Genomic DNA, 20,232 nt, shown 5'->3' on the forward strand with positions numbered 1-20,232 from the left:
ATGATTTTTTACCAGGCATGACTGTGCTGATCAGGCGATTTTGCATTTCTTTTGTCGAGAAAGAATGATTGACAGAAAGCTTAAAATGCTTTAAATTGTTGCGTATAGGCAAAATAATTACACTCATCAACAAAACATGAAACAAGCTAACTTATTAGCACATGACCTAACTTTCTTTCATAAAATGGTTTTTGCGAAGGAAAGTCCTTTTTTTAATCAAAAATTTGCACAAGGGAAACATTTGTTGACGAAGGAAAGAGGAGGATTAAGAATGAAAAAGAGAATATTTATGCTGATTTCAATCCTTGCCCTGTCCGTTATGATGACAGCGTGCAGCCAGGGCGCAAGCGGAGATGGAAACGGAAAAATAAAAGTAACCACAACAACTGCTCAAATAGCAGATGTCACAAAAAACGTTGCCGGTGACGCTGCGGAAGTGCAGTCGCTGATGGGTCCAGGAATTGACCCCCATTTATATCAGGCATCACAGGGAGATATTCAAAAGCTGAATAAGGCAGACATTATTTTTTATAACGGTCTGCATTTAGAAGGCAAGATGGGTGAAATATTTGAAAAAATGTCGAATGAAAAGCCTACAGTGCCAGTAGCAAGTGCCATTCCGGAAAATAAATTAATAAATGATAAAACGAACGCGAAGATACATGATCCCCATGTATGGTTTGATATCTCGTTATGGATTCATACGGTTGATATCGTAGAAGAAGAACTCACCAAGCTTTCACCTGAAAATAAAGATAAATTTGCTGAAAATGCCGCTGCATATAAGAAAAAGCTTCAGGAAATGGACCAATATGCAAAAGAACAGGTTCAGACGATTCCTGAAGAAAGCAGAGTCCTTGTAACAGCGCATGATGCATTTACTTACTTTGGAAACGCCTATGGGTTTGAAGTGATGGGTCTGCAGGGATTAAGCACAGATTCAGAATACGGTCTCCGTGATGTGCAAAATTTAGTCGATGTACTGGTAGAGCGTGAGATTAAAGCAGTATTTGTAGAGAGCAGTATATCAGAGAAATCGATTAACGCCGTTGTAGAAGGCTCTAAAAAGAGAGAGCATGAAGTCGTTATTGGCGGACAGCTTTATTCTGATGCCATGGGTGAAGAAGGAACAGAAGAAGGAACCTATTTAGGAATGTTTAAACACAATATCGATACTATTGTTTCATCATTGAAATAAGGCAGGTGTTTGACAATGAATCCAGTAACTGTTGAAAATTTGACAGTAGCCTATCATAGAAAACCGGTTTTACAAGAAGTTGGTTTTGAAATTCCGGAAGGAAAATTAATTGGAATCATCGGACCAAATGGAGCCGGGAAGTCTACATTAATTAAAGCCGTTTTAGGATTGATTCCAGTGGCATCGGGAGAAGTTGAAATCTATGGCGATCATTATAAAAAACAGCGTAAACGCGTCGGATACGTCCCTCAGCGCGGATCGGTGGATTGGGACTTTCCAACGAATGCACTTGATGTAGTGCTGATGGGAAGATACGGCCATATTGGCTGGCTCAAGCGTCCGGGGAAAAAAGATATCGAATTTGCCCGCGGATGTCTTGAAAAAGTAGGCATGCTCGATTTCGCTGACAGACAAATCAGCCAGCTTTCTGGCGGACAGCAGCAGCGTGTGTTCTTAGCAAGAGCACTTGCACAGGATGCAGATGTGTATTTTATGGATGAACCGTTTGTTGGTGTCGATGCAGCAACTGAAAAAGCGATCATTTCCCTTTTAAATGAACTGAAGGCAAGACAGAAAACAGTATTGGTTGTTCATCATGATCTACAGACAGTCGAAGAATATTTTGACTGGGTTTTGCTTCTGAATTTAAGGAAGATTGCATTTGGTCCAACGAGTGAAGTCTTTACAATGGATAATCTTCAAAAAACATACGGAGGCAGGCTCACATTTTTACAGGAGAAAAGTGTGCTTGTGGATGAAACAAAACAGGAGTGAGTGGATATGATGGAAGAACTATTCTATCAATTGCAAAATCAGAATACTCAGTGGGTTCTGCTTGGAACGATGCTGCTTGGGCTTGCAAGCGGGGTTCTCGGAAGCTTTGCTCTCCTAAGAAAACAAAGTCTGATAGGAGATGCAATGGCACATGCTGCCTTGCCAGGCGTGTGTATGGCATTTCTGCTTTACGGGTCCAAATCATTAGTCTGGTTTCTTGTCGGAGCAGCCATTTCAGGGATGATTGCTGCTTGGCTGATCCAATTTATCATACAGAATTCGCGAATTAAAGAAGACTCAGCTCTAGGTCTGGTTTTATCCGTATTCTTTGGATTTGGAATCGTTCTGCTGACTTATATTCAGCACAACAGCGGCGGAAATCAAAGCGGCTTGAGCGATTTTATTTTCGGAAAAGCAGCATCAATGGTCGGTCAGGATGTTCAGATTATCACTCTGATTGCTGCCATTTTACTTCTTTTGACGGCTGTATTCTTTAAAGAATTTAAAATTTTGACGTTTGATCCCCAGTTTGCAAAAGGAATTGGACTTCCAACTTCTTTTCTGAATGGTTTGCTCATAGTTTTAATTGTTTGTGCAGTCGTAATCGGACTTCAAACCGTAGGGGTCATTTTAATGGCAGCCATGCTTATTACACCAGCTATCTCAGCAAGATATTGGACTGATAAGCTTGGGCATATGGTGATTATCGCTGGAATCATCGGAGGAATCTCAGGCGTTGCCGGAACCTTCCTGAGCACAACAGTAAAAGGAATGGCAACTGGTCCTTTAATAATCGTTGCAGCTACATTGCTCTTTCTGATTTCATTGATTTTTGCTCCAAAACGCGGGCTGGTTTCAAAAGCGTTAAAGCAAATCAAGCTGAGAAAAAGAACATCGGTTGAGCAGCTGCTTCTGTCTTTTTATGATCTAACAGAAAGTGCAGGGGGAAAATATTCTGCTGAATCCTTCTCGCTTGACGAAATTGTAAATAAAAGAAAAGCAGCCGGCAGTCTTGTCGGCAGATCATTAAAAGAGCTTTTGAAAAAGCGCCTGATCATGAAAGGCGAAGGGGATAGTTGGAGGCTTACAGAAAATGGCCTCCAGCTTGCCTATCATCTTGCTTTAAATCAGCGTCTTTATGAAATGTACCTTATGCATGAAATGGAGCTTGCCCAGCTTCAAATTACAAGCCGTGATGATGTTGATGTGGAAATGATGTCAAGCGATATGAAGGATCGGTTAATGAACCTGTTAAAAGATCATCATAGAGAGCCGATGCTGCTTCCTAAGACGAAGAATAGCCTGAGCAGGAAGGAGTGGCTGTATCAATGAGTTATGATGCTTGGATTTTACTGACAGGTTCTCTTGTCGGCATTACCTGTGCGATGATTGGCTGTTTCCTGATTTTAAGGAAAATGGCGATGCTTGCAGATGCAATCAGTCATTCTGTCTTGCTTGGCATCGTAGGTGCCTATTTTGTCAGCAGAAGCTTAGATGGGATTTCAATGTTTATCGGTGCCGCTGTTGTCGGATTGCTTACAGCGTTTCTAGTGCAAATATTAAATGCTAAAGGTGTTCAATCAGATGCTGCAATCGGAGTTGTTTTTACTTCTCTTTTTGCCATAGGTGTTATCCTCCTTTCGTTATTTGGAGGAAACATCCATCTTGATGTCAATCACGCCCTGATGGGGGAAATTACATTTGTGCCTTGGGATACGATCACCATAGCAGGTGCTGATATGGGACCGAAGGCCGTATGGATGCTTGGTTCCGTCTTCATCGTAAATCTAGTGCTGATCATTCTTTTTTACAAAGAATTTAAAATTTCTTCGTTTGATCCTCAGATGGCAGTTGCGATTGGGATACCAGTGCTTCTCATTCATTACCTGCAAATGGGGATGCTCTCGATTACAACGGTTGCATCATTTGACAGTGTTGGGGCGATTCTGGTTGTAGCCATGCTCATAGTTCCTGCATCAGCTGCCTATCTGCTGACGGATAAATTGCTTCATATGCTGATTATCAGTTCAATCATCGGAATTTTATCAGCAATATCAGGCTACTATGCAGCCACATGGATGAATGTCTCGATTGCAGGGGCAATGGCTACAGCTGCAGGTCTGATTTTTTTCCTGACATTTATCTTTTCACCTTCACACGGTCTGTTATCGAAGCTTCTTTCAAGAAGAAAATTTGCATCGGCCGAAGTTAGTGAATAAATTTTTATAAGCAGTGAATAAAAATGATTCTCATTATCAATAATAAAGAAAAAGGACAGCGAAATGCTGTCCTTTCTTTTACAGATCATGAGGCTTAAAGGTTTTGCAGTCTGTTTCCTCGCTGCGGGAAGCAGTATCTCCTTTATGGCTGACTACATAGATGGCATCAGCTGTACACTGATTGCCATTGCCCCAATACTCACAGTTATTGACTTCACACTTTACTTCTCTTGGCATTTATCAAAACCTCCTTCATTTAGGGTTCAACAGTTAGTTTTGCATGTTAAGCAGTTTTTCATACGCAGGATTTAAAAAGAGGCAGGGACAAAAGGTTTTCAGCCAAAGGAAAATCCGAACTATTATGTGAAATTCCAACTTGAATTTCGTTTTAGTTCGGATTTTTTCTTTGGCTCTTTTCATATGTCTGTTTGCGTATAGCTTGTTTCCACGATTTGATTTTTTTGCAACGGAAAGTGGAATCAACCGCATGCTATGATTCCGCGATTTAAGTTTTTGCACGGAACAGTGGAATCAACCAATCCCCTCTATTCTCCTGAAGAAGTCAAGGTCCTGCAGCGGAAAGGATTGGACATTATTTATCATGAAAAACATCAAATTATGTGGAAATATCCCTTTCTTTCAATGGTTTTCGCCCTATTCAATATTCGGTTTTAATTCAGGAGATTATCGTTACGTCCCAGGCATTTTTCATGATTCATTTTGCTTCAGATACCGTTTGTCCTTCATAAATAAACGCCAGAAGTAAAAGAACCCCGGAAAGAGAATTAAAAATCCAACGATGTAAGTAATAAACACGGCGTGGAAGGTGTTAGGGTGTGTAAAGCCATCCTGGATGGATACATCAGGGTACAGCATATAAGGCAGGTGTGCCCGCCCGTATGCATAGCTTGCAAGAAAATATTGAATGGTTACAGCTACAACCGCGATTCTAGGTCTGCCTAGTGTTCTTTTGTCTTTTTGGGACGGCAAAAACAGAGCACCACCTGCAATCATAAACATCGCAACAGATCCAATCAGGAAAGGCAAATACTTCATCATGTTCATATAGAGCCAGTTTGCCTCAGTTCGAAGGGTCAGCATAATTAAAAAACCCATTATGAGGGATAACGGACCTAATATCAGGGCATCACGCCGATACACCTTATATGCTTCCGGTTCATTGGCAACATTTGAGTAATCAGAAAGCAGCAGCGATGACAGGAAGAGCGTGCTTGTAATCGCGAACCCGCTGAAGGCATAGGCATTTGGGCTGGTAAATAATTTGTCGAGCTGAAGCTGATGCGAACCGTTTACTACTTCAATAAACCCGCCATGAGTGATGGGCAGAACCAGTAATAAAATAGCGGGAATAATGAAACCGGAAATCCCGGATACATAAGTAAGTGCTTTTTCATATCCCTTAGAGTAATGGGAGAATACGAGGAATCCGCTTCGAATCGCCAGAAGCAAGAGGATGATGCTTCCCGGTATGAGCAAGACGGTCCCCAGAATAAACGTAGCACCGGGGAAAAAGCTGAAAAGCGCTACGACTATGGCAACAATAAATACATTCGTAACCTCCCAGGTAGGGGATAAATAACGATTGGCAATATTGGTTGCGTTCGTCTTTTCTCTGTTAATGTAGATCATGGACCAAAAGCCTGCTCCGAAATCCATTGTCGCCATTACAGCGTAGATAAAAACAAAACCCCATACAACTGTAATGGCGAGCAGTGCATCTGTTGTAATCATCCAAATAACGCCTCCATTTCTTTAATAAACACTTACGCCATTACCATCACCTGAAGTCTTATCAAGTTCTTTTTCAACTGGATTCCGTTTGAAGTAATAGACCAGAACAAGTATGACAGCGAGTCCTAATATCGCATAAACAAGGGTGAAAAGAATAAAAAGGGTTCCGATTTGGCCGGAGGCTGTCACAACATCTTCTGTTTTCAGCAAACGATAAATAACCCAGGGCTGTCTTCCTGTGCAGGCAAAAATCCAGCCAAACTCAATCGCAAGCATGGAAAGAATTCCTGAAGGAACAAAAAGGACGAGCATCCATTTAGGAAAGTGCGGACGCTTCAATAGTTTGTACCAGAAGAATCCAAGAAGAGACAGGAAAATCAGCAGGCTGCCGATTCCAACCATTCCATTGAACAGCGTATGTACAAACAGCGGGGGCCAGTATTCCTCAGGAAAATCATTCAAGCCAATAACTTCGGTTTCAAAGCTGTTGTCAGCTAAAAAGCTCAGAGCCCAAGGGATTTCAATGCCCCATTTAACCTCCTGTGTTTCCCGGTCTGTAAAGCCTCCAATTGCAAGGGGGGCATATGTCTGAGTTTCAAATAAACCTTCAGCAGCTGCGAGCTTCTCAGGCTGATATTCATGGAGCATTTGCGCTGATTCATGCCCATTCAAAGCAGTAATAAATGAGAAAATCCCCCCTACAACAAGACCCATCATTAATGCTTTGCGGTGAAAACGGTAAAGGCGTTCATTTTTCATATTTCTCAGCATCTTATAAGCTGATATCGAAGCAATCACAAATGCACCTGTCATAAACGCTGAAACCACTACATGTCCAGCTGTAACGATAAAGCTTGGATTGAAAAAGGCAGCCCAAGGGTCAACATCAACAATTTCCCCGTTCTCAATTCTGAATCCGGCTGGCGTGCCTTCGAATGCATGAACATTTGTAATTAAGATGGCGGAGGCTGCAGCCCCGAGCAGGACAAGTGAAACACTGACAATTCTCATCCGGGGAGAAATTCTGTCAGCTGCGTAAACGTAAATTGACATAAACAAGGCTTCCACAAAAAAAGCATAGATTTCTATTTGAAACGGCAGTGCCATAACACGTCCGATAACCTCCATAAAACCGGGCCATAACAAAGCAAGCTGCACACCTGCGATTGTTCCTGTAGGAATCGCAACTCCGAGGAGCACGGCCTGTCCTTTTGTCCATCTTTTTGCCATGACTGCATAATCATGATCCTTTGTTTTTTGAAACAGCAGCTCTGCTATTAAAATCATAAGAGGGAGGCCTACACCGAGCGATGCAAAAATAATATGAAAGCCCATCGTCGTCCCGAACAAGGATCTGGCAAGTACGAGATCATCCATCTGTTTTCCGCCTTTCTTTACCATGGTTGTAACAATCTTTCCTTATTGTCCGCATTTTTCCAGAAAATATGCTATTAATGTTTCATTCTTTGCAGGCAGGCACGTTGACAAATTTCCTCAAAAAGAGTATAATATAAAACGTAATAATTACGATTAAAGGAGTGCTGAATATGAAACAGGGTATCCATCCGGATTATCATAAAGTAGTATATATGGACACAAACAGCGGCTTTAAATTCTTGAGCGGTTCCACACAGAAATCAAATGAAACAACAGAGTGGGAAGACGGCAATACGTACCCGCTGATCAAAATCGAAATCAGCTCAGACACACATCCGTTCTACACAGGTCGCCAGAAATTCGCAGACCGCGACGGACGCGCAGAACGCTTCAAGAAAAAATACAACATGTAATAAGACAGCCCGGGAGCAAATTGTTCCAGGGCATCTTTTTTATGTGATATTCTAAACGCAGGGAGGTTTTTGCATGAAGAAATTACCCGTTTATACGGTCAGCGGATTTTTAGGAAGCGGCAAAACAACGCTTCTTGTAAAAATGGCGCATGAGCTGAAAAATAGAGGACAAAAAGTAGGCATTATCTTAAATGAACTTGGTGATGAGAACGTTGAAAAGCATTTATTCAAAAATCAGCAGGTCCACGAGCTCTTAAATGGCTGCATTTGCTGCACCATTCAGGATGATCTTGTGAAGACACTAAAAGCTTTTAAATCAGAGCAATCTGTTGACGTTCTTCTTATAGAAGGAACAGGAGTGGCGAATCCGCTTGAAATCAAAGATGTGCTCCTTTCACCTTCACTGATTGATGATTTTGAGCTGATCTCGATGATCGGAATTGTTGATTCCAGTCATTACCTTGACTATCAAAGCATGTTCTCAAGCTCAAAGGAAATCCGGTCCCTGCTAAAGGAACAGATTATATCATCTGATTTTATCATCCTTAACAAAATCGATCTTGCAGGAGAAAAAGAGCTGGAAAAAGTAAAAAAGAAGATTCGCAGTACTGTTACCGATGATGTTGAAATCTATGATGCAGCTTATGGTGAGGTACCGTTTGAAAAACTGATGGAAAATCGTCATGCTGCCCTGACACTCAGTGAAGAGCAAGGCCACCATCACCATCATCACTCCATTGGCACGATCAAGATTGAGAATCCGCAGATCATGGATCTTTCAGAGCTTGAGTCTCTGCTTAGAGATATAGAGGGTCTCATTCGTGCAAAAGGACATCTTTTAGTCGAAGGTACAATGAGGGAAATGCAGTATGCTGCCGGGAAAGCTGTTTTATCAGAAGAAGTGATTGAGAGCGAAAAGACTGTTCTCATATTAATCGGGCAGAACCTGCCTGCAGATAAAATAAAGCAGATATTTGTAAAGAGTCATACATAAAAAATACCGGCCGAGTGGCCGGTATTTTTTTTATTGAAGTGCTGTTTTTAATGTTTCAAGATTGCGCTTCATGATGCTGAAATAATCTTCCTTGTTCTTCAAATCTTCTTCTGTAATGGTTTCAAGGTTTGAAAGTGTAAGACTTTCAGCGCCAATCTCATTTCTGACAATATCGGAAATTTTACTGTCTATGTTGTTTTCAAAGATGACGTAGCGGATATTATGCTCTTTTGCCGTTTCAACGATTGTTTGAAGCTGCTTTTGGGATGGCTCCTGTGTTGGAGAAAGACCCAGAACGCTGATCTGCTCAATGCCATAGCGTTCTTCCCAGTATCCGTATGCTGCATGTGAGACCAATAGTTCTTTCTTGTCAGCGGCAGCTATTGATTCTTTGAAATCAGCATCCAGTTTTTCAAGGTCTGCTTTAACTGTCTGGAAATTCTTCTCGAATTCTTCCTTTGATTCGGGCTGCAGCTCTGTTAGTCCATTTTTAATGTTTTCAGCCATTTCAACGGCAAGAAGAGGGTCAAGCCAGATGTGGGGATCTTTGTCGCCGTGATCGTGAGCATGTTCGTCATGCCCCTCTTCAGAGTGCTCTTCTTCGTGAGCATGTTCGTCATGTCCCTCTTCAGAGTGCTCTTCTTCGTGAGCATGTTCGTCATGTCCCTCTTCAGAGTGCTCTTCTTCGTGAGCATGGTCATCATGCCCCTCTTCAGAGTGTGAGGAATCAGCAAGCTCAATTCCTTCGCCGGCCTTGATGATTTTTACATCCTCAGATTTCAGGGTTTCAGTTGCTTTGTCTGCAAATCCTTCCAAACCAAATCCTGAGTAGATAAATGCACCTGCTTCAGCTATTGCCACCATATCTTTTGTAGACGGTTCATATGTGTGGGCGTCTGAATTTGCAGGGTAGACACTTTCAACTTCTATGACGTCTCCGCCAATCTTTTTGGCAAAATCCTGAATAGGAAAAATAGTTGCATAAACCTTCAGCTTGTCCCCGCCGTCTTCAGAAGAAGAATTTCCGCTGTCTGCACAACCAGCAAGTACAGATCCCATCATAAGGACCAGAGTCATAATTAAACCTGTTTTTTTCATTTTATACTCCTTATATATATAAAGATTTCGTTCCTTTTACCTAAATTATATCGTAACATTTACGATTTGAGAACCGTAAATTATCCAATGAAAAAAGAAAAATCATTCTCACAATTATGAAAAAGCAGGCAGCGGGTCTGGCATAGAAGTCCAGTCCTCTTTCATTTCACTGTCAATTAACAGACATTTATCAAGAGAAGTCTCCACCTGGCTGCGGTCAAGATCAATTCCGATAAAAACGAGTTCTGTCATCCGGTCTCCGAATTCCGCGTCCCAGCGTTCAAGCAGCTCAGGCTCTTCCTGCAGGGTTTGGATCCGCTCTTCCTCCGAATAAGCTGCCACCCACTCCCCTGCTCCCTGAATCATGATGGATGTGCCTGCCTGTGACAGAAGGCCGGATGTATCATTTCTTGATGCAAGCCAGAAAAATCCTTTTGCCCTTACAACGTCCTGAGGCCAATTTTCAAGCCAGCTCATGAACCTCTCCGGATGAAACGGCTTCCGTCTTCTGTAAACAAAGGAGGAAATGCCGTATTCCTCTGTCTCCGGCACATGTTCTTCGTTAAGTTCTTTGATCCAGCCTGCAGACTGGCTTACTTTGTCAAAGTCAAATCTGTTTGTGTTCAGGATCTCAGAAAGCGGAACGCGGCTGTAAGCTGTTTTCAAAATCTTTGCATCCGGGTTTAGTTTTCGCAGTACACCATATAATTCGTTCACATCTTCTTCTTCCAGCAAATCCGTTTTGTTCAGAAGAAGAACGTCTGCAAATTCAATCTGGTCAATCAGAAGGTCAATAACTTCTCTTGTATCGTTTTCATCTGTTCCCTGTTTCCGGTCCAGAAGATTTTCACCAGAAGAGAAATCCTCCCAGAATCGGTTTCCGTCCACAACCGTTACCATCGTATCCAAACGGCAGAATGAAGACAGATCAATGCCTATTTCCTCGTCAATGTAAGTAAATGTCTGAGCGACAGGCACCGGTTCGCTGATGCCGGATGATTCAATCACAATGTAGTCGATGTTCCCTTCTTTCACAAGACGCCCGACCTCAATCATCAGGTCTTCGCGCAGCGTGCAGCAAATACAGCCATTCTGCATTTCAACCAGTTTTTCTTCCGTCCGGCTGATGGTATTTTTAATCAGGCTTCCGTCAATGTTGATTTCGCTCATATCATTGACGATTACAGCGATTCGTCTGTTTTCTTTGTTCTCAAGAATATGCTTTAATAGTGTCGTTTTTCCGGCACCAAGATATCCGCTTAATACCGTAACGGGAATTTGTTTGCTCATCGTTATCCTCCAAAAAATAAATAGTAATCATTACGATTTACATCATATAGCAAAACGCGGCTAAAAAACAAGTGTTATGATATAGTAAATAAAAAGCTGCTCATTACGGGCAGCCCAACTATACCATTTTATAAGGAGAATAGCAGATGAGATTGTTAGAAGAAATGATTGAACACAATTCCCAGTTTGTAGAAAAGCGAGACTACGAAAAATACCAGACAACAAAATTCCCTGACAAAAAAATGGTCATTTTAACTTGCATGGATACAAGACTTGTCGAGCTTCTTCCGCAGGCAATGAACGTCAAGAACGGCGATGTTAAAATTGTCAAAAGTGCCGGTGCGATTGTTGCCCATCCGTTTGGGAGTATCATGAGAAGCATTCTTGTAGCAGTTATGGAGCTTGGAGCAGACGAAGTATGCGTCGTCGGACACCATGACTGCGGCATGAGTGCCCTAAATCCGGAGTCATTTCTTGAAAAAGCAAAAAACCGGGGGATTACCCAGGATAAAATCGATACGCTCCGTTATTCAGGTATTCAGCTTGACGATTGGCTGAAAGGGTTTAATAAAGTCGAAGACAGTGTAAAACACAGTGTAGACGTTATCCGCAATCACCCATTGCTTCCGGCTGATGTTCCTGTACACGGTCTTGTGATTGATCCGTCTACAGGAAAGCTTGATTTAGTAGTGGACGGCTACGGCGTCTGATCCTTCTTTTCCGGAACCGGATCAAACCCGCCGGGATGAAAAGGATGGCACTTCAGGATTCTCTTTACGGTCAGATAACCGCCTTTTAAAGCCCCAAACCGTTTGACTGATTCGAGCCCGTAGTGGGAGCATGTCGGATAAAAACGGCACGACGGGGGTTTCAGCGGCGACAGGAATTTCTGATAAAAGCGGATCAGTGCGATAAACAGCTGTTTCATTTTTGATCACCTCTCTGTATGCCTTTAGTATACTGCAAGAGAGAAAAAGTTAAAATTGGAAACACTTATTCAGACAAAAGTGATGAATTTTATCGGAATTAATTGTATGATAAAGAGAGACGTAATAAAGGAGTGGTACTATGCCATCAGTTGAAAGCTTTGACCTTGATCATAATGCAGTCGTTGCCCCGTATGTCAGACATTGCGGCGTTCATAAAGTAGGAACAGACGGACTGGTTAATAAATTTGATATCCGCTTCTGCCAACCGAATAAGCAGGCAATGAAGCCGGATGTGATCCACACACTTGAGCATTTGCTTGCATTCAACATCCGTACGCATGCAGAAAAGTACGATCACTTTGATATTATCGACATCTCGCCAATGGGCTGCCAGACCGGCTACTATCTGGTAGTGAGCGGTGAGCCGAAGGTGGAGGAAATTATTGATCTTCTTGAAGATACTCTAAAAGATGCCATCGAAATTACTGAAATCCCGGCAGCCAACGAAAAGCAGTGCGGCCAGGCTAAACTTCATGATTTAGAAGGAGCCAAGCGACTGATGCGTTTCTGGCTTGATCAGGATAAAAAGGAATTGGCGAAGGTATTTGGATAAGTACAGAAAGCAGTGCCCTGTGATGCAGGGCGCTGTTTTTTTTTGAGCCTTTTTACCTGATTGACGTGAGAAAGAAGAGAATGATACACTTCAAATCGTAATTATTACGTTTTGAGGAGAGGTAATTTGGAAGACAGATATACGTTTTTAGTGTCTATGAAAATTCTATTGCATGAAATAACAGAGTTATCGGCCTTTATTAAAAAAAGCAGCCCGTGCTGTGAAAGGCTGACAGAAAAACTGAACGAACTTTCTGCATTTGTCGTGGATGAAAAAAACGAAAAACAATGGCGTTTATGGGAAAGCGATCAGGAAATCAAAAAATATGCCAGTCTTCTGAGAGAAACATCTTCCGCTGCGGTAGCTGCCCTGGAAAAACATCAATCTGTTTGCACGACGAAAAGCAATGCAGATATGTCAGGTTATTTTTCATCTCTTTCCTCTGCTGTGAAAATGGATGCTGTCAGGTGCGAAATCTCAGGTACATCAGAGGTTTTCTTTATCGGGTCAGGGGCGTTTCCTCTTTCTGCGCTAACCATCGCAAAGGAAACAGGAGCACGATTAACATGTCTTGATATTGATGAGGAAGCTGTTGAAATGGGCAGGGAAATTGCCGGTCTGTCAGGTTTAAGAGATAATGTCCGGTTTACAAGCGCACCGGTTTCAGAGCTGCCTGCAATTAAAAGAGCCACGCATGTCGTAATTGCTTCCCTTGTGAAGGAGAAAACAGCCATTATTGAGCAGCTTTCATCTCTTCTTCCGCACCAAGCCAAAGTCATCCTGCGCTATGGAAATGGCCTTAAATCTATTTTTAACTATCCATATCATGATTCGCCAGAGTCCGTTTGGAAAACTGAACATGTTTACCAGGATAAACGTTTCTACGATACGCTGATTCTGACAAAAAAAGCGCAGGTATTGACAGGAAAGGAAGTCGAATATTCATGACCTTAAATTCGAAGGCTTTTGGGAACACGCTGATTGCGGGGGCGGGACCAGCAGCCTTTGCCGTTGCGGTCCAAGCTGCAAAAGGAGGGTACTCAAATAAATTGGGCATAGCCAACCGGGCTGGAGAACATTCCGAACAGCTTCAGGAATACTTTGAAATAAATGGATTTGAAGTGTCCTCCTTATTTGCTCCTCACTTAGATCAAAGCTTGAAAGGAAAGGCCTCCATTCATTATTTTCACCCATCTTTAGGTGAAGTGAACGATATATGGGAGACGATTATCCTATGCACGCCAAGCCATACATACATTGAAGTTTTAAAAGAAATAAACATAAAAAATCTGAAAAGAGCAAAACGAGTGGTACTTCTTTCTCCTGGAATTGGCTCCGCTTCAACGATCGTCGAGCAACTGGCAATAGATATAGAGGTTATCAGCCTGTCTGCTTATTATGCAGCGACAAAGCTTTCAGCAGAAGAACCGTTCACAGCTTACACAAAAGCTGTTAAGAAAAAAGTCTATGTGGGGTCCTCATACAAAAACTGCAGCTTTGCACATGTCCTGGCTGATTTCATAAGAAGTATCGGCCCGGAAGCAGAAATTCTTTCATCAGCAGTTGAAGCCGAGGCAAGAAGCATAACAACTTATGTTCATCCGCCATTATTTATGAACCCCGTTGCGATGAGAGAAATATTAAGAGAAGACAAGTCCGTAAAATCCATGTACAAGCTATATCCGGAAGGGCCGGTCAGCCAGCACGCGATAAAGGCTATGAATGGTCTTTGGAAAGAGCTGTCCGAAGTAGCTGCCTGTTTAGGAGCAAAGCCTATTAACCTGCTGGAATTTTTAAATGATGATAACTATCCAGTACACGAATACACTCTCTCAAGAAATGATATCTGCCAGTTCCCGACGTTTAGTCCGGAGAAGCAGGAATATTTGCTGTACATCAGATACACGTCTATTTTAATTGACCCTTTTTCGGTACCGGATGAGAATGGAACATACTTTGATTTTTCAAAGGTGCCTTTTGCCCAGGTGAAACGGTCCCGGTCAGGAAAGTGGGTGCTTCCAAGAGTTCCGCTTGAAGATTACCATAAGCTGAAACTGGTGACTGAACTTGCTTTTAAGGCTGGCATTTCTATGCCAGTGGCTCATTCATTGCTCAGGACATTTGAAGAGGAGACCGCACGGTTCAGCGAAACTCATCACGCTTCGTTTCAAAATTATATTCCTGCAGGGAGGGGAGGAACTTGCTGAAGAATGGAACCTTGCTTGCGGTTTTACCTCACTCGTTTTTAGTGTGATGGATGCCCCTGTTCGAGCGGCCAGCCCGAATGTTCATGCTTCAGAAATCTTGTTTTTCTGAAGCATAATCGGCACTGTCATCATTTTTGGAATGACGAGGCAGAGCAAAAACGTTGGAAGTCCCTTTGAGATCGATAAGACATTTCTAACAGATTAGTTTACTGGTGTTCTCTTAATTTATGTGATTTCCTTTCTAAAATGTATTGCTATTTTAATTGAAAAGAAATATCATGTAAAACGTAAGTGTTCCGTTTTATTATGCACTTTAAGGGCGGTAAAAATAAAAACCAATGAAAAAGGAGAAATTAAAGTGACACTGAAAAAGGCAAACAGTCTATCTATTATTCTGATTTTAATGCTTTTATTAACAGCTTGTTCTTCTACAGCCAGTGAAAAAGAAGCCAACAAAGCTGATAGTCATGCAAAAAAAGAAGTTACATTCCTCTCAAACTTCCCGTACGATACGCTTGATCCCCATTTGAACTGGACACCAATTAGAGCGGGTATCGTGGAAACACTAGTAAAAATAACAGAGGACTATAAATTAGAGCCTTGGCTTGCAACTGAATGGGAAACACAAGATAAGGGTAAAACATGGACTTTTCAGATAAAAGAAGATGTAACATTTCAAAATGGCAAACCTCTTGATGCCGAGGCAGTAAAGGCTTCTTTTGAAAGGAATATTAAAACCAGTGAAGCGATGAGTGCAGCATTGAAGATTGACGAAATGAAGGCAGATGGTCAAAAATTGACAATCATACTAAAAGAAGCACTTCCTGAGTTTCCTTCTGAATTAGTTCATCCGAACGCTGCCATCATTGATGTCAGCGAGGAAAATGTCGAAACTAAACCTATTGGGACAGGACCATTCAAAGTTGAAGCATTTGAATCCGCTGCTAAACTGGAACTAGTTAAATATGAGGATTACTGGGATGGAAAACCAAAGCTTGATAAAGTGATTTTTACATACAATGAAGATGCGAATGCACGCACATCTGCCCTTCAATCAGGAGATGCGGACATTGTTTACCGCCCGGCACTTGAAAGTCTTGAAACACTTGAAAAGGATTCATCCATTGTGACGGAAGTAGTTCCAAGTATGAGAACAACAATGCTGATGTATAATGGAAAGAAAGAAACGCTGCAGGATGAAAATCTTAGAAAAGCATTGGAAGCCTTAATTGATCGTGAAGAAGTGGTTGAAAATGTGATGGCTGGACAAGCTCAAATAGCAAGCGGCCCGTTTTTAGCCGATTCTCCAATTTCTCCTTCATATGAAGAAAAGAAATTTGGACTTGATGTTGCAAAAAAATACCTTGAAGAAGCTGGGTATACAATCGAAAACGGCAAGGCTGTGAAAGATGGGAAACCTTTAGAGTTAACGCTTGCTACGTACACATATCGTCCAGATCTTCCGTTGGTTGCCCAAATTCTTGAATCCAATGCGAAAGAGCTCGGAATTAGCATCAAAATCCAAATAGATGAAAATATTGATGAATACTTAATGTCAAAAGGTAATTGGGATTTAGCCATTTACAGTGCAAATACTGCACCAAGAGGTGATGCTGGCTATTTCTTAAACGCTGCATATACGGTAGATGGATCATTAAACTTCGGTAAAATACAAGATGATGAATTGACAGGCATGATACAGGAGTTTAACGGCACTGTCGAAGAAGAAAAGAGAAATGAACTAGCGAAAAAAGCTGTTAGCCTCATTGATAAAAAGAGATATAATTCGTTTATCGTTCACCCAAGCAACTATGCGGCCTATAAAGATTATGTGAAAAACTATCAAATTAGTAATAGCGAGTTTTATGTTATTACGAAAGACATCGATCTGGTTAAAAAATGAAACAGGTAGTAAGCCGGTTGTTGGAATTTGTTTTGTTTATTCTTATTCTCTCCATCATTAGTTTTGCTTTTATGAAGCTCGCCCCAGGCGACCCTGTCAGGTCTATGCTAAAAACAGATGATATTTCTGTCAGCGACGCCGAGGTGGAAGAGTTAAGAAACGAACTGGGCCTAAATGACCCGCTCGTTATGCAATATGGGAATTGGCTGAAAAGTTTCGTTGAATTTGACTTAGGCAATTCCTATATGACAAAGCAGCCAGTTATTCAAGAATTACTGAAAAGATTCCCTGCGACACTTGAACTGACATTAGCCTCGTTACTTATAATGATTGTTATTGCTGTTCCATTAGGGACGTTCTCAGCCATCTATAAAGACACGTGGGTGGACCATATAAGCAGAATATTTGCTTTAATTGGAGCTGCTATTCCAAGCTTTTGGCTGGGATTATTGTTTGTTCAATTATTTTCAGTGAAATTAGGAGTATTGCCATCCATGGGAAAGGGTGGCATTCTTCATTTAATTCTCCCTTCCGCGACACTGGGTATTGCTATGGCAGCTGTGTATGTAAGGCTGATCAGGGCCAGTCTTATCGAAAGTCTCGGCCAGGACTTTATTCGATCCGCCAAAGCAAGAGGTTTTACAAAAAGTAAAATCTTTTTCCTCCTGGCCTTTCGTCACTCTTTATTGCCGGTCATAACTGTTCTTGGTGTATCCATTGGCAGTTTATTGGGGGGAACTGTCATTATTGAAGTGATCTTCTCTTACCAGGGTCTGGGTAAATTTGTCATTGATGCTATTATGAAAAGAGACTATCCCGTTATTCAGGGATACATCCTCATTATGGGAATTCTTGTCGTCAGCATTAATCTTTTAGTCGATCTATCTTATCGCTATCTGGATCCAAAAATACGGATCAAAGGGAGGGAATAGAATTGGAGAGACTAAAAAAGACGTTTGGTAAAAAGCCATCAGTTGTTACAGCAATTGCCGTTTGTCTATTTTTTTGCCTGCTCATGCTGGCTGCACCTTTCTTAGCTCCACATGATCCATTAAAGGTAGAGATGGGCCAGCGATTGTTACCTGCAAGCTACACTAATTGGCTAGGAACAGACCACATGGGGCGGGATATTTTTTCAAGACTTTTAGTAGGAACAAAAACGACAGTAGGAGCTACATTCCTGATTTTAGCCTTATCCCTATTAATCGGTATACCAATCGGGCTCATATCAGGATACATAGGCGGATTGACGGACAGGATTTTAATGAGGGTAGTAGATGCCTTACTGGCCTTTCCTGATTATATCGTGGCTATTGTCATCTGCGGCTTGCTTGGTCCGGGTATGAGCAATTTAATTATTGCCGTAGTGATTGTAAAATGGGTTAAATATACAAGACTTGTCAGAGGAACAGTGCTATCTGAAAAACATTCTGATTATATAGCCATGGCGCGGGTCAATGGGTTGACCCCCTTGCATATCCTAAGAAGACATATACTACCGCACGTTATAGGAAATGTACTGGTGCTGGCCACTTTGGATGTAGGGAAAACGATCGTATTAATTGCTTCCCTATCCTATATTGGACTCGGCACTCAGCCGCCAAATCCAGAATGGGGTTCCATGCTTAATGAAGGGAATGCATTTTTTCACAGTGCACCTCAATTGATGATTATTCCAGGAATCACCATCGTCATCGTCGTCCTATTCTTCAATTTATTTGGAGATAAATTAAGAGATTATTTTGATGTAAAAAACAAACAAGGAGGTCTCTGATGAGCTTACTAATGATTGATAATCTGCAAATAATAAGTCAGGAACAGACCATTGTGGATGATGTGAGTTTTTCCATATCACAAGGTGAGTGGTTTGCGCTGGTTGGTGAGAGCGGAAGCGGGAAAAGTGTGACATCTGCGGCCATCGGAGGCATATTGCCTAAATCTCTAAAAGTAAGAGCGGGAAACATTTATTTTGAGCAAAGTAATATAATTTCCAACAGTGAAAGAGAATTTCAGAAGATTCGCGGGAAAGATGTTTCGTATATTTTTCAAGATTATGAAGGAGCATTTGCTCCTTTTTTAAGTATAGGCAGACAATTTGATGAGACATTGAAAATTCATACAGATCTATCCAAGAAAGAAAGAGTACGCCTTTCATTGCAAGCGATAAATGAGATGAACCTTCCTGAGAAAAAAATATATGACAGCTATCCCTTTCAATTAAGCGGAGGCCAGTTGCAGAGGGCAGCCATTGCTCTGGCCGTTCTGTTAAAACCTAAACTCCTTATTGCTGATGAACCCACTACAGCCCTTGATAGTGTGTCAGCCTCCGGTATTTTAGAACTAATTAAAAGGTTAAAAGAACAAATGAATTGTGCGGTTCTGTTTATTACTCATGATTTAAGACAAGTTAAGAGATATGCTGATACGATTGCTATTATGAGGCAGGGACGTATTGTTGAATCAGGAACGAAGAGGGAGGTTTTCGATCACCCAAAACATGAGTATACCAAAATGCTGTTTTCATCTGTGCCGCCTTTAAAGAATCCTCCTTCTAGACTGAAAACATTTTGAGTCATACCTTTGGGAAGGAGAGCGTGTTTTATGAAAAATAAACAACATAAAGTACTAGAAGCTCATGGAATTATTAAAAACTATAAAAATCATCGCGCCGTAAATGAGGTCTCTCTTACCATAAACAGAGGCGAATGTGTTGGTTTAGTAGGGGAAAGTGGAAGTGGCAAAAGCACACTGGCCAAGTGCTTGCTGCTGCTTGAAAAGATGAATCAAGGGGAACTATGGATAAATGGAACTCCAATGCACACAATTAAGGCGAGAGACTTACTTAAGAAGAGAATAGAAATTCAAGCTGTCTTTCAAAACCCGGCAGCTTCGTTAAACCCAAAACTGAAAATCATTGATTCCCTTATGGAGCCTTTAGATTTTCAAAAGGATAAAAAAGGCTATTTTCTAGATGATGTTCAATCGTACAATCGAAATGAGATCGCAGCTAAGTTGCTTACTATTGTTCATGTCCCCGATAGCTACTTGAATAAGTATCCTCATGAGCTGAGCGGGGGACAAAAACAAAGGGTTGTTATAGCCAAAGCAATAAGCACTGAACCCTCACTAATTATTTTAGATGAACCAACATCCAGCTTGGATGTTTCTGTTCAAGCAAAAATTTTAAACCTTTTAAAGGAACTGCAAGAGAGGTTTGCATTTTCTTATTTATTCATATCGCATGATTTAGCTGCGGTCAACTTTATGAGTGACCGTATTCTAGTTATGAAGGAAGGCTGTATCGTTGATCAGTGTGTAAAAGACAGCCTCTTTGACAAAGAGAGGCATGAATATACAAAACAGCTTATTCAAGTATATGAATCATAAATGAATCATAATTCTTATACAGCAGCCATACCATTCAGCTCTTATTTCTGCATCAATAAAGAATCCGTTTGATTAATC

General features: G+C 41.4%; 21 protein-coding genes. 15 read left to right on the forward strand and 6 right to left on the reverse strand.

Annotation, left to right across the window (positions count from 1 at the left end):
- The first annotated feature begins 271 nt into the window (after nt 1-271).
- From ABEQ24_RS03285 to ABEQ24_RS03300, 4 genes are read left to right on the forward strand one after another with little or no spacing between them, the layout of a single operon-like run.
- Nucleotides 272-1,198 carry a metal ABC transporter solute-binding protein, Zn/Mn family gene (locus ABEQ24_RS03285; protein WP_430005444.1) on the forward strand — a complete coding sequence of 309 codons (927 nt, stop codon included), beginning with the start codon at nt 272-274 and terminating at the stop codon, nt 1,196-1,198.
- A gap of 15 nt (nt 1,199-1,213) precedes the next feature.
- Nucleotides 1,214-1,972, forward strand: coding sequence for a metal ABC transporter ATP-binding protein (locus tag ABEQ24_RS03290; RefSeq protein WP_430005445.1), 759 nt, complete (start codon nt 1,214-1,216; stop codon nt 1,970-1,972).
- Between the two features lie 6 nt (nt 1,973-1,978).
- The gene (locus ABEQ24_RS03295; RefSeq protein ID WP_430005446.1) at nt 1,979-3,304 is read left to right on the forward strand and encodes an iron chelate uptake ABC transporter family permease subunit; all 1,326 of its coding nucleotides are present in this window, start codon (nt 1,979-1,981) and stop codon (nt 3,302-3,304) included.
- Entirely contained in the window at nt 3,301-4,191 is an 891-nt protein-coding gene (locus ABEQ24_RS03300; protein ID WP_430005447.1) for a metal ABC transporter permease, read from the forward strand. Before ABEQ24_RS03295 ends, ABEQ24_RS03300 begins: the two co-directional genes overlap by 4 nt.
- A 78-nt stretch (nt 4,192-4,269) precedes the next feature.
- Here ABEQ24_RS03300 and ABEQ24_RS03305 read toward each other — a convergent pair whose 3' ends face one another.
- The 3 genes from ABEQ24_RS03305 to ABEQ24_RS03315 form a co-directional block, all read right to left on the reverse strand.
- The gene (locus tag ABEQ24_RS03305) at nt 4,270-4,428 is read right to left on the reverse strand and encodes a DUF1540 domain-containing protein (protein ID WP_070878746.1); all 159 of its coding nucleotides are present in this window, start codon (nt 4,426-4,428) and stop codon (nt 4,270-4,272) included.
- 471 nt (nt 4,429-4,899) lie between these two features.
- A complete protein-coding gene (locus ABEQ24_RS03310) occupies nt 4,900-5,943 on the reverse strand; it encodes a cytochrome d ubiquinol oxidase subunit II (RefSeq protein WP_430005448.1) in 1,044 nt (347 codons plus the stop codon).
- A 21-nt stretch (nt 5,944-5,964) separates the two neighbouring features.
- On the reverse strand, nt 5,965-7,320 hold the full coding sequence (locus ABEQ24_RS03315) for a cytochrome ubiquinol oxidase subunit I (protein WP_430005449.1): 1,356 nt from the start codon (nt 7,318-7,320) through the stop codon (nt 5,965-5,967).
- 170 nt (nt 7,321-7,490) lie between these two features.
- Between ABEQ24_RS03315 and ABEQ24_RS03320 the strand changes: the two genes are divergently transcribed.
- The gene (locus ABEQ24_RS03320; RefSeq protein ID WP_029566204.1) at nt 7,491-7,733 is read left to right on the forward strand and encodes a type B 50S ribosomal protein L31; all 243 of its coding nucleotides are present in this window, start codon (nt 7,491-7,493) and stop codon (nt 7,731-7,733) included.
- A 73-nt stretch (nt 7,734-7,806) separates the two neighbouring features.
- Nucleotides 7,807-8,727: a CobW family GTP-binding protein gene (locus ABEQ24_RS03325; RefSeq protein WP_430005450.1), complete on the forward strand. Its 921-nt coding sequence runs from the start codon at nt 7,807-7,809 to the stop codon at nt 8,725-8,727.
- A 30-nt stretch (nt 8,728-8,757) separates the two neighbouring features.
- Here ABEQ24_RS03325 and ABEQ24_RS03330 read toward each other — a convergent pair whose 3' ends face one another.
- Nucleotides 8,758-9,825, reverse strand: coding sequence for a metal ABC transporter solute-binding protein, Zn/Mn family (locus ABEQ24_RS03330; RefSeq protein ID WP_430005451.1), 1,068 nt, complete (start codon nt 9,823-9,825; stop codon nt 8,758-8,760).
- A gap of 114 nt (nt 9,826-9,939) precedes the next feature.
- Nucleotides 9,940-11,115, reverse strand: a complete 1,176-nt coding sequence (locus tag ABEQ24_RS03335) for a GTP-binding protein (protein WP_430005452.1) — start codon at nt 11,113-11,115, stop codon at nt 9,940-9,942.
- A 146-nt stretch (nt 11,116-11,261) separates the two neighbouring features.
- Between ABEQ24_RS03335 and ABEQ24_RS03340 the strand changes: the two genes are divergently transcribed.
- Complete coding sequence (locus ABEQ24_RS03340) at nt 11,262-11,825, forward strand: beta-class carbonic anhydrase (protein ID WP_430005453.1); 564 nt, start codon at nt 11,262-11,264, stop codon at nt 11,823-11,825.
- Here ABEQ24_RS03340 and yidD read toward each other — a convergent pair.
- Nucleotides 11,813-12,043 (reverse strand): membrane protein insertion efficiency factor YidD, encoded by a 231-nt coding sequence (gene yidD / locus ABEQ24_RS03345; RefSeq protein WP_029278789.1) that lies wholly within the window; start codon nt 12,041-12,043, stop codon nt 11,813-11,815. The genes ABEQ24_RS03340 and yidD overlap by 13 nt on opposite strands.
- 140 nt (nt 12,044-12,183) lie before the next feature.
- On the opposite strand from yidD, the gene ABEQ24_RS03350 reads away from it, so the two are divergent.
- The 8 genes from ABEQ24_RS03350 (at nt 12,184) to ABEQ24_RS03385 (ending at nt 20,154) form a co-directional block, all read left to right on the forward strand.
- The gene (locus tag ABEQ24_RS03350) at nt 12,184-12,657 is read left to right on the forward strand and encodes an S-ribosylhomocysteine lyase (protein WP_430005454.1); all 474 of its coding nucleotides are present in this window, start codon (nt 12,184-12,186) and stop codon (nt 12,655-12,657) included.
- 126 nt (nt 12,658-12,783) lie between these two features.
- On the forward strand, nt 12,784-13,605 hold the full coding sequence (locus ABEQ24_RS03355; RefSeq protein ID WP_430005455.1) for a nicotianamine synthase family protein: 822 nt from the start codon (nt 12,784-12,786) through the stop codon (nt 13,603-13,605).
- Entirely contained in the window at nt 13,602-14,864 is a 1,263-nt protein-coding gene (locus ABEQ24_RS03360) for an opine metallophore biosynthesis dehydrogenase (RefSeq protein WP_430005456.1), read from the forward strand. Before ABEQ24_RS03355 ends, ABEQ24_RS03360 begins: the two co-directional genes overlap by 4 nt.
- Before the next feature lie 403 nt (nt 14,865-15,267).
- Nucleotides 15,268-16,767 carry a nickel ABC transporter substrate-binding protein gene (nikA, locus tag ABEQ24_RS03365; protein ID WP_430005641.1) on the forward strand — a complete coding sequence of 500 codons (1,500 nt, stop codon included), beginning with the start codon at nt 15,268-15,270 and terminating at the stop codon, nt 16,765-16,767.
- On the forward strand, nt 16,764-17,699 hold the full coding sequence (gene nikB, locus ABEQ24_RS03370; RefSeq protein WP_430005457.1) for a nickel ABC transporter permease: 936 nt from the start codon (nt 16,764-16,766) through the stop codon (nt 17,697-17,699). Before nikA ends, nikB begins: the two co-directional genes overlap by 4 nt.
- 83 nt (nt 17,700-17,782) lie before the next feature.
- Complete coding sequence (nikC, locus tag ABEQ24_RS03375; RefSeq protein WP_430005642.1) at nt 17,783-18,541, forward strand: nickel transporter permease; 759 nt, start codon at nt 17,783-17,785, stop codon at nt 18,539-18,541.
- Complete coding sequence (locus ABEQ24_RS03380; RefSeq protein ID WP_430005458.1) at nt 18,541-19,338, forward strand: ABC transporter ATP-binding protein; 798 nt, start codon at nt 18,541-18,543, stop codon at nt 19,336-19,338. Before nikC ends, ABEQ24_RS03380 begins: the two co-directional genes overlap by 1 nt.
- 30 nt (nt 19,339-19,368) lie before the next feature.
- Nucleotides 19,369-20,154, forward strand: a complete 786-nt coding sequence (locus tag ABEQ24_RS03385; protein ID WP_430005459.1) for an ABC transporter ATP-binding protein — start codon at nt 19,369-19,371, stop codon at nt 20,152-20,154.
- Nucleotides 20,155-20,232: the final 78 nt, after the last annotated feature.

Origin of the sequence: Metabacillus idriensis (assembly GCF_050483325.1) — a bacterium.
Classification (GTDB): Bacteria; Bacillota; Bacilli; order Bacillales; family Bacillaceae; genus Bacillus_P; species Bacillus_P idriensis_A.